12 protein-coding genes are annotated in these 13,004 nt (G+C 73.6%); 8 read left to right on the top strand and 4 right to left on the bottom strand.

From position 1 onward, the window contains the following. Positions 1-51 precede the first annotated feature (51 nt). The gene (locus HNR68_RS19215) at positions 52-807 is read right to left on the bottom strand and encodes an SDR family NAD(P)-dependent oxidoreductase (RefSeq protein WP_179723080.1); all 756 of its coding nucleotides are present in this window, start codon (positions 805-807) and stop codon (positions 52-54) included. A 233-nt stretch (positions 808-1,040) separates the two neighbouring features. Between HNR68_RS19215 and HNR68_RS19210 the strand changes: the two genes are divergently transcribed. Further along, the gene (locus tag HNR68_RS19210) at positions 1,041-2,555 is read left to right on the top strand and encodes a helicase HerA-like domain-containing protein (protein ID WP_179725249.1); all 1,515 of its coding nucleotides are present in this window, start codon (positions 1,041-1,043) and stop codon (positions 2,553-2,555) included. Positions 2,556-2,579: 24 nt separating this feature from the next. Here HNR68_RS19210 and HNR68_RS19205 read toward each other — a convergent pair whose 3' ends face one another. Further along, the gene (locus tag HNR68_RS19205) at positions 2,580-3,623 is read right to left on the bottom strand and encodes a family 2 encapsulin nanocompartment cargo protein polyprenyl transferase (protein WP_179723078.1); all 1,044 of its coding nucleotides are present in this window, start codon (positions 3,621-3,623) and stop codon (positions 2,580-2,582) included. A 1,038-nt stretch (positions 3,624-4,661) separates the two neighbouring features. On the opposite strand from HNR68_RS19205, the gene HNR68_RS19200 reads away from it, so the two are divergent. From HNR68_RS19200 to HNR68_RS19180, 5 genes are all read left to right on the top strand, one after another. Then, positions 4,662-4,913 carry a helix-turn-helix domain-containing protein gene (locus tag HNR68_RS19200; RefSeq protein WP_179723076.1) on the top strand — a complete coding sequence of 84 codons (252 nt, stop codon included), beginning with the start codon at positions 4,662-4,664 and terminating at the stop codon, positions 4,911-4,913. A 250-nt stretch (positions 4,914-5,163) separates the two neighbouring features. Next, positions 5,164-6,171: a cation diffusion facilitator family transporter gene (locus HNR68_RS19195; protein WP_179723074.1), complete on the top strand. Its 1,008-nt coding sequence runs from the start codon at positions 5,164-5,166 to the stop codon at positions 6,169-6,171. 47 nt (positions 6,172-6,218) lie between these two features. Then, a complete protein-coding gene (locus HNR68_RS19190; RefSeq protein ID WP_343050256.1) occupies positions 6,219-6,506 on the top strand; it encodes an ArsR/SmtB family transcription factor in 288 nt (95 codons plus the stop codon). After that, positions 6,473-6,886, top strand: a complete 414-nt coding sequence (locus tag HNR68_RS19185; protein ID WP_218888354.1) for a VOC family protein — start codon at positions 6,473-6,475, stop codon at positions 6,884-6,886. The genes HNR68_RS19190 and HNR68_RS19185 overlap by 34 nt, the downstream gene beginning before the upstream one ends. A gap of 183 nt (positions 6,887-7,069) precedes the next feature. Continuing rightward, the gene (locus HNR68_RS19180) at positions 7,070-7,603 is read left to right on the top strand and encodes a COG4315 family predicted lipoprotein (RefSeq protein WP_179723070.1); all 534 of its coding nucleotides are present in this window, start codon (positions 7,070-7,072) and stop codon (positions 7,601-7,603) included. Positions 7,604-7,642: 39 nt separating this feature from the next. Here the strand turns inward: HNR68_RS19180 and HNR68_RS19175 are convergent, their stop codons facing one another. Further along, complete coding sequence (locus HNR68_RS19175) at positions 7,643-8,851, bottom strand: acetyl-CoA C-acetyltransferase (RefSeq protein ID WP_179723068.1); 1,209 nt, start codon at positions 8,849-8,851, stop codon at positions 7,643-7,645. 188 nt (positions 8,852-9,039) lie between these two features. On the opposite strand from HNR68_RS19175, the gene HNR68_RS19170 reads away from it, so the two are divergent. Next, on the top strand, positions 9,040-10,560 hold the full coding sequence (locus HNR68_RS19170; protein WP_179723066.1) for a 3-hydroxyacyl-CoA dehydrogenase: 1,521 nt from the start codon (positions 9,040-9,042) through the stop codon (positions 10,558-10,560). Between the two features lie 49 nt (positions 10,561-10,609). Then, complete coding sequence (locus HNR68_RS19165) at positions 10,610-11,770, top strand: acyl-CoA dehydrogenase family protein (RefSeq protein ID WP_179723064.1); 1,161 nt, start codon at positions 10,610-10,612, stop codon at positions 11,768-11,770. A gap of 233 nt (positions 11,771-12,003) precedes the next feature. Here HNR68_RS19165 and HNR68_RS19160 read toward each other — a convergent pair whose 3' ends face one another. Further along, positions 12,004-12,810 (bottom strand): NAD-dependent epimerase/dehydratase family protein, encoded by an 807-nt coding sequence (locus HNR68_RS19160; protein ID WP_179723062.1) that lies wholly within the window; start codon positions 12,808-12,810, stop codon positions 12,004-12,006. Positions 12,811-13,004: the final 194 nt, after the last annotated feature.

Here is a 13,004-nt window from a genome sequence, read left to right as displayed (position 1 = left end):
TGCCGTCGTCCCGGGACTGCACGATCCCACCGCCGCGGGCGGGGGACGCGCTCAGATGGCGGTCATGCCGCCGTCCAGGACGAAGGCGCTGCCGTTGGCGAAGCGCGCCCCGGCCAGGTAGACGATGCCCTCCGCGACCTCCGCGGGGGTGCCCATCCGGCCGTCCAGCTGGCGCTCCTCCATCGCCTTGCGCGCGGCGGCCGGGTCCGGCGCGTCGGCCAGGATCTTGCCGATCCACTCGCTGGCGACGGTGCCGGGGCAGATCGCGTTGGCCCGGATGCCGCGGTCGGCGTAGTCGACGGCGATGGAGCGGGTGAGCCCGATGACCCCGGCCTTGGAGGCGCAGTAGGCGGCCCGGTTGCGCACGCCGACCACCCCGGCGACCGAGGCGACGTTGACGATGCATCCGCCGCCGGCCGCCACCATCCGGGGCAGCACGATGCGGCAGGTCTCGAACAGCGCGGTCAGGTTCACGCCGATCACCGCGTCCCAGTCGGCGCGGCTGGTCTCGGTCAGCGGCGCGGCGACCCCGATCCCGGCGATGTTGGCCAGCAGCTGCGGGGGCCCGCCGAAGTGCTGCTCGGCGCGGTCCACGGCGGCCTCGAAGGCCTCCGCGTCGCGCACGTCCAGCGCGGCAGGCAGCGCCTCGGAACCGGCCTCGGCGACCGCCGCCGCGGCCCGCTCGGTCCCGTCGGCGGCGACGTCGACGGCCACGATCCGGTAACCCTCGCGGGCGAGCGCGACGGCGGTGGCGAACCCGATGCCGGATCCCGCGCCGGTGACGATGGCCGTGCGAACCTCGTGCAACGGGCTGCCTCCTGGTGCTCCACAGTGGACCGGTTCGACACCTGACGCGACCGTCCGACTGCACTCTAGGCGTGCAGTGGACCACGCTGTCAAGGGAGCGTCCGGCCCTGCGGACCAGGGTTGACGGCCGCTGTCCGGCGAGGTAGACGCCGTCGCGCTCCTCACTCGTCCGGGTGGTCGACCGGGGCGTGCCGGAGGCCCGGGCCGCATGCTCGAACCAGGACGGCAACGGCGTGCGGGAGGACGTGGTGGCGGACGACGTGGCGCGGCAGATCGCCTCGGGCTACGCGACCGGGGGAGCGGCCCTCGAGCTCGGGGCCGTGGTCGTGGACGGGGTGCCCGACGCCGGGGCAGCGGTGCGCATCCCGCTGGCCACGGTGAACCGGCACGGGCTGGTGTCCGGGGCGACCGGGACCGGCAAGACCAAGACGCTGCAGCTGCTCGCCGAGCAGCTCTCCGACGCCGGGGTGCCGGTGCTGCTCGCCGACGTCAAGGGCGACCTCTCCGGGATGGTCGAGCCGGGCCGCGCGGACCAGGTGGCCGAGCGCGCCGCCGAGGTCGGTGACGCGTGGCGAGCCACCGGCTACCCGGTGCAGTTCTGGTCGCTGGGCACTCGCGGCCGCGGTGTGCCGGTCCGCGCGACGGTGACCAGCTTCGGGCCCCTGCTGCTGGCCAAGGTGCTGGGGCTGAACCCGACGCAGGAGTCGACGCTGGGCCTGATCTTCCACTGGGCGGACCAGCGCGGCCTGGCGCTGCTGGACCTCAAGGACCTGCGCGCGGTGATCCAGTTCCTCACCAGCGACGAGGGCGCGGCGGAGCTCCAGGGCGTCGGCGGGGTCTCGCCGGCCACCGCGGGCGTGATCCTGCGCGCGCTGTCCAACCTGGAGGCCCGCGGTGGCGAGGAGTTCTTCGGCGAACCGGAGCTCGCGGTCGCCGACCTGATGCGCCAGGTCGACGGCAGGGGCGTGGTCAACCTGCTGGAGCTGGACGACGTGCAGTCCGACCCGGTGCTGTTCTCCACCTTCCTCATGTGGCTGCTGGCCGAGCTGTTCGAGGAGCTGCCCGAGGCGGGCGACCTCGACCGCCCGAAGCTGGTGTTCTCCTTCGACGAGGCGCACCTGCTGTTCTCCGACGCCTCCAAGGCGTTCCTGCAGCGCATCGAGCAGACCGTGAAGCTCATCCGCTCCAAGGGCGTCGGCATCTTCTTCTGCACGCAACTGCCCACCGACCTGCCCGGCACGGTGCTGTCCCAGCTCGGCGCCCGCGTCCAGCACGCGATCCGCGCCTTCACCCCGGACGACCAGGAGGCGTTGAGCCGCACGGTGAAGACGTTCCCGACCACCGAGCACTACCGGCTCGACGAGGCGCTGACCTCGCTGGGCACCGGTGAGGCGATCGTGACGGTGCTGTCCGAGGCCGGTGCCCCGACCCCGGTCGCCTGGACCCGGCTGCGCGCCCCGCGGTCGCTGATGGGAGCGATCGGGGAGGAGGCCGTGCGGGAGAACGCGGCCTCCTCCCCGCTGTGGGAGCGGTACCGGGAGAGCGTCGACCGGGAATCGGCCTACGAACGGCTCGCGGCCAAGGTCGCCGCACCGGTGCGGGAGGAACCGGCCGCGGCCACGGAACGCCCTGGCCTGGTCCAGCAGGCGATGGAGAACCCGGCGGTCCGCTCGTTCGTCCGCTCCGCGGCCAGCGCCCTCGGGCGGGAGATCACCCGGGGCCTGTTCGGCAACCGCCGCCGCCGGTGACCGCGGCCCCCGCGGGGCGGTCGGTCAGTGGTCGCGGTGGGTCATCAGGTGGGCCAGGGCGCTGAGCTGCTCGGCGGCGCGGGGTGCGAGGTCGGCCCGGCCGAGGTCGACCAGCGCGGAGGCGAGCAGCTGGTCGGTCTGGTCCTGGCTCCAGCTGCGCCCGCCGGCGAAGATGATCAACTCGGCGGCCTGGGCCAGGTCGCTGCCCGACATCGGCTGGTCGTTGAGGTAGACGGCGGCCAACCGCTGCCCGGCCGGCGTGCCGGAGGTCAGCGCGGCGACCACCGGCAGGGTCTTCTTGCGGGTGCGCAGGTCGGAGAACACCGGTTTGCCGGTGATCGCCGGGTCGCCCCAGATGCCCAGCAGGTCGTCGACGTGCTGGAACGCCAGCCCGATCCGCTCCCCGAAGCTGCGCAGCCGCGCGACCTGCTCGGCCCGGCCGCCGCCGAACACGGCGCCGAGCGCGCACGCGCACCCCAGCAGCGCCCCGGACTTGTCGCGGGCCATCCGCTCGCACTCGGCCAGGTCCACGCTGCGGCGGTCCTCGAACGCCAGGTCGGCGACCTGGCCGTTGACCAGGTTGAGGACCGTGGTGTTCAGCGTCCGCACGGCGTCGGGGGCCTCGGGGTGGTGGCACGCCGCGAGCACGTCGGCGGCCAGCGACAGCAGCGCGTCACCGGCCAGGATCGCCGGCCCGCTGCCGAACACCGTCCACGCCGTGGGCCGGTGCCGCCGGGTGACGTCCCCGTCCATCACGTCGTCGTGCAGCAGCGAGAAGTTGTGCACCAGCTCCACGGCGACGGCCGCGGGGACCGCCACCGCGGGGTCACCGCCGACGGCGCTGGCGGCCAGCAGCACCATCGCCGGGCGCAGGGCCTTGCCGCGGTCGGCGCGCACCGGGTTGCCGCGCTCGTCCCACCACCCGAAGTGGTACCCGGCGACCTGCTGCATCCGGGTGGGCAGCCGGTCGACCGCCGCCCGGAGCGCGGGTTCGACCATGGTGCGGCTGCGGGTGAGGGCTTCGTGGGCAGTGCCCGCTCGGCGGGCTTCCTGCTGCATGGTGGTCATCCGATGACCCTTTCGTGCGGTGGGGCCGGTGGCGGACCTGCGGGTCCGCCGTGAGGAGCTGGGGGTCGGGAGTGCGCTCACCACGGCCGCCGTCCCCCGGTTCTCGACGGGCCCGGGCACGCCGGGGGCGTGCGGGGCACCGGTCGGTGGGTGTGGGGTCACCACGGGCTCGCCGACCCCCTCGCACCCGGCCGCTGCGGCCCGCTCGCGTGGCCCGGATCTCGGAAGTCGTTGTGCGACAACGGGATCGGAGCGCGTCTGGGCTTGCGCGGGACCGGCTCGCGGGTGGGTCGATCACCACCGGCGCGGACGTGCGGGCAGCCCTGCGGGACGGAGCCCGGGTGCGCCTCGCCGGGGGTGCGCGTGGTCGGCAGGTGTCGGGCCGCCGCTGTGCTCGTGCTCGGCCGCGGTGCCACGGGGCCGAGGGGTCCGGACGCAGTCATGCTGGAACACCACCAATCATCTCGGTCACTGGGTTTCGGCAGCGGAATTGTCGTGGGAATGGTTCGACGCAATGCGGAATGAGCGGGAATGGAATGGCGCTTCGACCGCGGGGTCGTCGTCTCGTCGCTGCCGACGGCGACGTTATCACCGCTGATCTCGGCCGTACAGTCACCCGAAAGAGCTGCTCATCGCGGGCGAATCGAGGGTGTGGGACGGATTTCCGGTCTTCGGGTCCGCGTCCCGGTGAAAACGCTCCGTAATCACGTTCCGGCGGAAATGTCGAGCGGTTCGGCGGCGGCCCACCTACAAGCGCTAGGCCGTTCTGGTGATGACGGAATATTCCTCGACGATGTTGCTCCACTCGGGCGATCTGAAGCACGTTCGCAGATTCCACGCATCGGACTATCTGTGCTCCGTCCAATTCGGAGTACTGTTCGGGCCGCAGAGGAACCGCGCCGTTCGCGGTGTTTTCCTCATCAGGTCTGAAATCGTGTCGAGCGGGCCGCAGCGCCCGCTCCAGTGCACCAGGAGGCGGGCGAGCGTGAGCGCACGCGGCACGCGGTCTGTGCCGATCGAGTGGGAGGCGATGTCGTCGTGAAGTGGAACCTGCGGTTGGTCGCGGCCCAGCGAGGGATCTGGAAGGCCGCCGAACTGCAACGACTGCTCGCCGAGCACGGTCTGGTCGTCTCGGCCGGGAAGATGTCCGGTTTGTGGTCGAAGACCCCGGCCAGTCTCAAGCTGTCCGATCTCGACATCATCTGCTCCGCGCTGGGGTGCCAAGTCGGGGACCTGCTGGTGCACGAACCCGTGCCCTCGAGGTCGGAGGTCCTGCGCACCGCGGAGTAGCGCTCGCGCGGTGCTCGACGCCGCTGGTGGTCGGCGTGGGGCACCCGGTGAGTGGCATCGCGCCGAGCTCCCCGCCGGGGTCGGCACCCAGCGCGTCGTCCGGGAGCCGCGGCCCGACGGGCGAGCCGGTCGGAAGATCCACTGTGGACTCCCGGTCGGGGTGCACGTGCGAGGGCCTCGCTGTAGCGACGTTGTCGCACGCCGGGGCCGCGGTCTACGGTCCGGGTGTCGCCGAACCCGAGGAGTCCAGGTGTGGCGGAAGCGGACGGGGCACGGCCACGGCCACGGTCACCGGTGGGCGAGGTTGCGGCACGCGGTCGTGCCGCACCACCACGACACCGCCGACACCGTGGACCGGGCCCTGGAGACCAGTCGGAAGGGCTTGCGCGCGCTGTGGATCTCCTTCTGCGGCCTGGCCGCCACGGCGGCCGGGCAGGCCGTCCTGGTGGCGTTCACCGGGTCCGTCGCGCTGCTCGGCGACACGCTGCACAACGTCGCGGACGCGCTGACCGCGGTCCCGATCGCCGCCGCCTTCCTGCTGGCCCGGCGCGCGGCGACGCGCCGGTTCACCTACGGGTTCGGTCGCGCTGAGGACCTGGCCGGGCTGGTCGTCCTCGCCGTGATCGCGGCGTCGGCCGCGCTGGCGGCCTGGGAGGCGGTGGAGCGGCTGGTCTCCCCGCAGCGGGTCGAGCACCTGGGCTGGGTGGCCGCGGCGGGATTGCTCGGCTTCGCCGGCAACGAGCTCGTCGCGCGCTACCGCATCCGGGTCGGGCGGGAGATCGGTTCGGCCGCGCTGGTGGCCGACGGGCTGCACGCGCGGGCCGACGGCTTCACCAGCCTCGCCGTGCTCGGCTCGGTCGCCGGTGCTGCGCTGGGGTGGTGGTGGGCCGATCCGGTCGTCGGCCTGCTCATCACCGGCGCGATCCTCGCGGTGCTGTGCGGGTCCGCCGCGGTGGTGTTCGCGCGGGTGCTCGACGCCGTCGACCCCGAGCTCGTCGGGCAGGCCGAGCGCGCGCTGGCCGCCACGCCCGGCGTGCGGGGCGTCGGGGACCTGCGCCTGCGCTGGGTCGGGCACGCGCTGCGCGTCGAGGCCGAGCTGGAGGTCGACGCGGACCTCAGCCTCGTCCGGGCGCACCGCATCGCGCACGACGCCGAGCACCGGCTCTGGCACGCGCTGCCGAGGCTGGGCGGCGCGATCGTGCACGCCCACCCGGCGGGTCCCCAGGAGGCGCACGAGCTGGTCGCGCACCACCGGTGAGCGAGCCGACGTGACAGGCAAGCATCCACTTGCCTATTGTGGTGTCCGTGAGTGACGTGTTCAAAGCGCTCGCGGACCCCACCCGGCGGGCGATCCTCGACGAGCTGGCCGACCGCGACGGCCAGACGCTGTTCGAGATCTGCGGCCGCCTGGCCGGCAAGCACGGGTTGGGGTCGTCCCGGCAGGCCATCTCGCAGCACATCGACGTGCTCGCGCAGGCGGGTCTGGTCGAGACCCGGAGGGACGGTCGCTACAAGTTCCACCACCTGAACACCGGACCGCTGCGCCACCTCACCGACCGATGGCTCGCGCCAGAACCGGAGGAGAAGCCGTGAAGATCTACGTGACCAGCGTCCTCGTCGACGACCAGCGCAAGGCGCTGCAGTTCTACACCGACGTGCTCGGCTTCCAGGCCAAGCGCGACGTCCCGCTGGGGGAGCACAGCTGGCTGACCGTGGTGTCGCCGCACGCCCCGGACGGCGTCGAGCTGCTCCTGGAGCCGGACGCGCACCCCGCGGTGAAGCCGTACAAGGAGGCCCTGGTCGCCGACGGCATCCCGGCCGCGTCGTTCCAGGTCGACGACGTGCGCGCGGAGTTCGAGCGGCTCTCTTCGCGGGGCGTGCGGTTCACCCAGGAACCGGTCGAGATGGGTGAGGTGACCACCGCGGTCTTCGACGACACCTGCGGCAACCTCATCCAGATCGTCCAGATGTGACGGGGTGTCCGCCGGAGGGACCATCGGCCCTTCCCGGTCCACCGGGTGCCGGGGCATCGTGGGTGCGTTGTGCAGCGCTGGGCGCCCGAGGGGGCGCGGTCGGCGCACGCGCGGTGGTCCGGCGGTTCCGCCGGTCTGGGGGCCGCGCACCGTCCGAGGACACCGGGTCGCAGGGAGGCCACGATGCTCCGCTCCGTCCGAGACCGCGTGGGGGCACCGCGGAGCATCGGGCTGGTCGGGTGTGCGCTGTTCCTGACCGGCGCCTGCGTGCCCGGTGGTGAGGAACCCGCGGGCAGCGGGGTCGGCACCCCGCCACCACCGGTGACGGCGCCGCCCGTGACCGGCGGGGCGATCATGGTCCGGGCGCAGCCGGTGGCGGGCCTGGGGTCCGTGCTCGCCGGGCCGGACGGCCGGTCGGTGTACCTGTTCGAGGAGGACCGCGACGGGCAGCCCCGGTGCCTCGACGCCTGCGCGGAGGACTGGCCACCGCTGACCACGACGGACCCGCCCGCGGCGGGTCCGGACGTGGCCCCGGACCTGCTCGGCACCGTGGTGCGGCCGGACGGCGCGACCCAGGTCGTCTACAACGGACACCCGCTCTACTACTACGTCGGCGACGACGTGCCGGGCCAGGCCAACGGCCACGGGGTGCTCTCCAGCGGCGGCTACTGGTACGCCGTGTCGCCCGCGGGCGAACCCCTCCCGACCGGCGGATGACCGCGGAGCCGGGGGCACCCGGGGGTGCCCCGGCGCCCGTCAGACGCGTTCGAAGACCGCGGCGAGGCCCTGCCCGCCGCCGATGCACATGGTCTCCAGGCCGTAGCGCGCGTCGCGGCGGTGCATCTCGCGCGACAGCGTCGCGAGGATCCGGGCGCCGGTGGCGCCGATCGGGTGGCCCAGCGAGATCCCGGAACCGTTGACGTTGAGGCGGTCGAAGTCGGCGGGCTTGAACTCCCACTCCCGCGTGCAGGCCAGCACCTGCGCCGCGAACGCCTCGTTGAGCTCGATCAGGTCCACGTCCGCGAGGCTGATCCCGGCGCGCTGCAACGCCTTCGCCGTCGCCGGGACCGGGCCGATGCCCATGGTGCGCGGCGGCACCCCGGCGCGCGCCCACGACACCAGGCGCACCAGCGGCCGCAGGCCCAGTTCGGCGGCGCGCTCCGGCGTGGTCACCACGCAGACCGCCGCCGCGTCGTTCTGCCCGCTGGCGTTGCCCGCGGTGACCGTCGCTTCCGGGTCCGACTTGATGAGGACGGGCTTCAGCGCCGCCAGGGTGTCCATCGTGGTCTCCGGGCGGGGGTGCTCGTCGACCTCGACCACGGTGTCGCCCTTGCGGGACCGCACCGTCACCGGAACGATCTCCTCGGCGAACAGCCCGGCGCTCTGGGCCGCCCCCGCGCGCTGCTGCGAGCGCACCGCCAGCTCGTCCTGCTCGGTGCGCGAGACCTGGTACTCGCGGCGCAGGTTCTCGGCCGTCTCCAGCATCCCGCCGGGGACCGGGTGGTTCGCGCCACCGGCGGTGACCCGGCCGCGGGCCAGCGAGTCGTGCAGCTCCAGCCCGCTGCCGCGGATGCCCCACCGGGCCTCGGTGGTGTAGAACGGCGCGTTGCTCATGCTCTCCGCGCCACCGGCCAGCACCACGTCGCTGACCCCGGTCTGCACCTGCATCGCGGCGTCGAGGACCGCTTGCAGCCCGGACCCGCAGCGGCGGTCCACCTGCGTGCCGCCGACCTCGATGGGCAGTCCCGCGTCGAGCGCGGCGACCCGTCCGATCGCCGGGGCGTCCGAGGTGGGGTAGCCGTGGCCGAGGATCACCTCGTCGATCACCCCGCCGTCCAGCCCGGTGCGCTCCAGCAGTCCCTTGATCACCGTCGAGGCCAGGTCGACCGCGGGAACGGTCTTGAACACCCCACCGAACCGGCCGATCGGGGTCCGCAGCGGTTCGCAGATCACCGCTTCGCGCATGCTTGCTCCTTCGGTTCCGCCCTGGCGACGGGTCCGCCGCCGTTTCGTTCGTAGCACAGCGCGGCCACGGCCCGGAACACGCGATGATTGTGTTCGATCTGATATCGCTGACAGGGCAATCCAGTATTGGACGCTCTTGGCGTGGCCGTGCGAGGCTGCGTCGGAGGCAAGCTTCCGGGAGGTCGACCATGCAGTGGGCGGAGCGGGTCAACGTGGTCCGGGTGATCGGCACCGGCGTGATGGGGCGCGGCATCGCACAGATCGCGGCGGCAGCGGGCCTGACCGTCGAGCTCGCCGACGCCCGCCCCGAGGCCGTCGCCGAGGCGGTCGACCACATCGGCCGGATGTTCGACAAGCTGGCCGGCAAGGGCAGGATGACCACCGAGGAGGCCGCGGCCGCGCGGGACCGGCTGCGCCCGGTGGACGGCCCGCTGGCGCCCACCGAGGCCGACCTGGTGGTCGAGGCGGTGCGCGAGGACCTGGACACCAAGCGCGAGCTGTTCGCCGAGCTGGAGGAGGTCTGCCCGACCAGCACCGTGTTCGCCACCAACACCAGCTCGCTGCAGGTGACCTCCATCGCCACCGCGCTGGCCGACCCGAGCAGGCTCGCCGGACTGCACTTCTTCAACCCGGTGCCGCTGATGCGGCTGGTCGAGGTGATCCCCGGGGCCCGGACCGCGGCGTGGGTCCCCGACGCGCTGGTGGCGCTGGTGCGGCGCCTCGGCCACACCCCGGTGCGCGCCACCGACACCCCGGGCTTCCTGGTCAACCACGCCGGACGCGGGCTGGTCACCGAGGCGCTGCAGGTCCTGGCCGAGGACGTGGCCGGGACCGCCGACATCGACCGCGTCTGCCGTGACGTGCTGGGCCTGCGGATGGGCCCGTTCGAGCTGATGGACCTGACCGGGCTGGACGTCACGCACCCGGCGATGGAGAGCATCTGGCGCGGCTACTACGGCGACCCGCGGCTGCGCCCGTCGCCGATCACCCGCACCCGCCTGGAGGCCGGGCTGCTCGGCCGCAAGACGGGGGAGGGCTTCTACACCTACGCCGACGGTGCCGAGCAGGAGGACCCGGAACCGCAGGCGCCGGAGTCGGTGGCGCACCCGGTCTGGTCGGACGACGCCGAGCTGCTCGCGGAGCTGGCGGGCGCCGGCGTGCAGGTCGAGCGCGGCCCGGAGCCCTCCGCGGACGCGGTCGTGCTGGTCACGCCGTACGGGCACAGCGCGGCCAGCGCGGCGCGGTCGGCCGGTCTGCCGGTCGCCCGGGCGTGCGGTGTCGACCCGCTCAGCACCGCGACCCGCGCCGTGCTGGCGGTCCACCCGGCCTGCGACGTGGCGTTCGCGCGGTCGGCGTGGGCGGCGCTGGCCGCGACCGGGCGCAAGGTGACGGTGGTGCGCGACAGCCCCGGCTCGGTGGCGCAGCGGATCCTCGCCGCGATCGTCAACACCAGCTGCTTCATCGCCGAGCAGCACCTGGCCAGCCCGGCCGACATCGACACCGCGGTGCGCATCGCGCTGGGCTACCCGCGCGGCCCGCTGGAGTGGGGCCAGCACGTCGGCCCGCGCCGGGTGCTCACCATCTTGCGCGCCCTGCACTCGGCGACCGGCGATCCGCGCTACCGGCCCAGCCGGTGGCTGGTCGAGCGCGCCGAGCTGGGGCTGGAGCTCACCGAGACCGGCACCAGCCCGCGCGACCTGTACGCCTGAGCGGTCCTCCCCGACGGGCGAGGACGCACACGAGAGCACGAGGAACACCGTGAACCCCGAACTGACCGACACGCAGACCGCCTTCAAGGAGATGGCGGCGCAGTTCGTCGACGCCGAGATCGTGCCGCACGCGCGCGAGTGGGACCGCCGCGAGGAGGTCGACCTGGCGATCGTGCGCAAGCTCGGCGAGCTCGGGTTCCTCGGGCTCACGCTGCCCGAGGCCCACGGCGGGGTCGAGGCCGACATGGTCAGCTACGCGGTGGTCGTCGAGGAGCTCGGGCGCGGCGACTCCTCGGTGCGCGGCATCGTCTCGGTGTCGCTGGGGCTGGTGAGCAAGTCGATCGCCACCTGGGGCACGGAGGAGCAGAAGCAGCGCTGGTTGCCCGCGCTGACCAGCGGCGAGGCGCTCGGCTGCTTCGCGCTGACCGAACCCGACGCCGGGTCGGACCCGGCGTCGTTGACCACCCGCGCCCGGCGCGACGGCGACGACTGGGTGATCACCGGGCAGAAGATGTTCATCACCAACGGCACCTGGGCCGAGGTCGCCCTGCTGTTCGCGCGCACCAGCGACGACGGCGGGCGGGGCATCACGGCGTTCCTGGTGCCCACCGACTCGCCCGGCTTCACCGCCAACCCCGTGCACGGCAAGCTGGGCCTGCGCGGCCAGGCCACCGCGGAGCTGGTGCTCGACGAGGTGCGGGTGCCGGACTCGGCCCGGCTCGGCGAGGTCGGCAAGGGGCTGGGCATCGCGCTCGGCGCGCTGACCAAGGGCCGGATCTCGGTCGCGGCCGGCGCGGTCGGGGTGGCGCAGGCGGCGCTGACCGCGGCGACCCGCTACGCGGGGGAGCGCGTGCAGTTCGGCACGCCGATCGCCTCCCGGCAGCTGGTGCAGGAGCTGCTCGCGGACTCGGCCGTGGAGGTCGAGGCGGCGCGGCTGCTGACCTTGCGCGCCGCGGCGCTGGCCGACCGCGGGGTGTCGCGACAAGAGCTGACCACGGCGTCGTCGATGGCGAAGCTGCACGCGAGCGAGACCGCGGTCCGGGTGGCGAACAACGCGCTGCAGGTCTTCGGCGGGTACGGCTTCATCGACGAGTACCCGGTCGGCAAGTACCTCCGTGACGCCCGCGTCCTCACCCTCTACGAAGGCACCAGCCAGGTGCAGAAGCTCATCATCGGCCGGTCCCTCACCGGCGTCGACGCGCTCTCCTGACGGCCGACCGCGCCCCGCCAGCACGAGTCCCGCCCGTGGGCGGGAGGACGTCGTGCGGCAGCGACGGGGCACCGGTGCAGCTGCGTCGAGGAGGCCACCGAACGCGGGATGCAGGCGATCCGACTGGCACGTGCTCGACCCGGGCGACCCGAGGCAGCGCGGGATCCCCTCCGTTGGGGAGTCCGTTGTGGACGGTCGGGCGGCCTCCCGCTCGGCGGCCCCGGCCGCGCGGCTCAGCCGGGTTCGCCGAGCGGGAGGGTGGTGAACGAGGCGCCCAGGTGGTCCCGTTCGAGGCCGGGCCGGTTCGGCACCACCTCCGCGGCGTGGTCCTCCGCGTCGTCCTGCGGGTGGTAGCCGATCTGCTCGCCCCCGGCGGGCGACAGCAGACGCCGGGTGTTGCGGGAGACCCCCCACACCACGCGGTAACCGGGGGAAGGGGTGGTCAGGCAAGCCTCGAACAGCCGTCCGGCGTCGTCCGGGGACAGCCAGATCGACAGGTCCCGCTCGTCGTGCGGGCGCGGTGCGCACGCCCCGATCCGCAGGCAGACCACGTCGATGCCGTACCGCGAGTGGTAGAGGCTGCCCAGCGCCTCCAGCGCCACCTTGCTGAACCCGTAGTAGGTGTCCGGGCGGGGCGGTGCCTCGTCGGCGAAGCCCTCCTCGCCCGCCTCGGCGACCGGGAGGAAGCCGGCGGCGTGGTTGCTGGAGGCGAGCACCACCCGCGGCACACCGGCCGCGCGCACTCCCTCCAGCAGGTTCCGCGTTCCGTCCACATTGGTCGACAGGATGTCCTGCCAGGTGTGCTCCCGGCTGTGCCCGGCGAGGTGGATGACCGCGTCGACGCCCTCGCAGGCCTCGCGCACCGCCTCGGGATCGGTGATCTCCGCGGTGCGCAGCTCGACCCGCTCGCCGGGTTCGGCCGGAGCGGGCGGATGGAGGTCGAGCAGGCGCAGGACGCGGTCCGGCCGGGCCAGGCGGGAGCGCAGCACCACACCGATCTTCCCGGCGGCACCGGTGATGAGGATGCGTCGCGGCGGCATCGGTCCTCCCGTGGGGTCCACTCCGCCCACGGTAGTCCGTGGTGGGGGTGTTCGCTCCCGCCGCCAGACCTGAGCGAACCCCCGGTCGGTGGACGCGGTAGCGCGTCGCACTCGGCGTCGGAACCAGGGTTCCACGTGAACGCTGTCAAGCACGTGACACCTGTTCAGGAACGTGCACACGGGTGATGCGCGCG

It is taken from the genome of Saccharopolyspora hordei (genome assembly GCF_013410345.1).
GTDB classification, from domain to species: domain Bacteria; phylum Actinomycetota; class Actinomycetes; order Mycobacteriales; family Pseudonocardiaceae; genus Saccharopolyspora; species Saccharopolyspora hordei.
Note: the sequence above shows the minus strand (reverse complement) of the source record. Positions and strands in the feature narration are given on the sequence as shown.

Coding starts and splice junctions, on each gene's coding strand:
- HNR68_RS19175 (WP_179723068.1), bottom strand. CDS start 8,851: ATGCGCGAAGCGGTGATCTGCGAACCGCTGCGGACCCCGATCGGCCGG.
- HNR68_RS19180 (WP_179723070.1), top strand. CDS start 7,070: ATGCTCCGCTCCGTCCGAGACCGCGTGGGGGCACCGCGGAGCATCGGG.
- HNR68_RS19160 (WP_179723062.1), bottom strand. CDS start 12,810: ATGCCGCCGCGACGCATCCTCATCACCGGTGCCGCCGGGAAGATCGGT.
- HNR68_RS19185 (WP_218888354.1), top strand. CDS start 6,473: ATGGCTCGCGCCAGAACCGGAGGAGAAGCCGTGAAGATCTACGTGACC.
- HNR68_RS19205 (WP_179723078.1), bottom strand. CDS start 3,623: ATGACCACCATGCAGCAGGAAGCCCGCCGAGCGGGCACTGCCCACGAA.
- HNR68_RS19170 (WP_179723066.1), top strand. CDS start 9,040: ATGCAGTGGGCGGAGCGGGTCAACGTGGTCCGGGTGATCGGCACCGGC.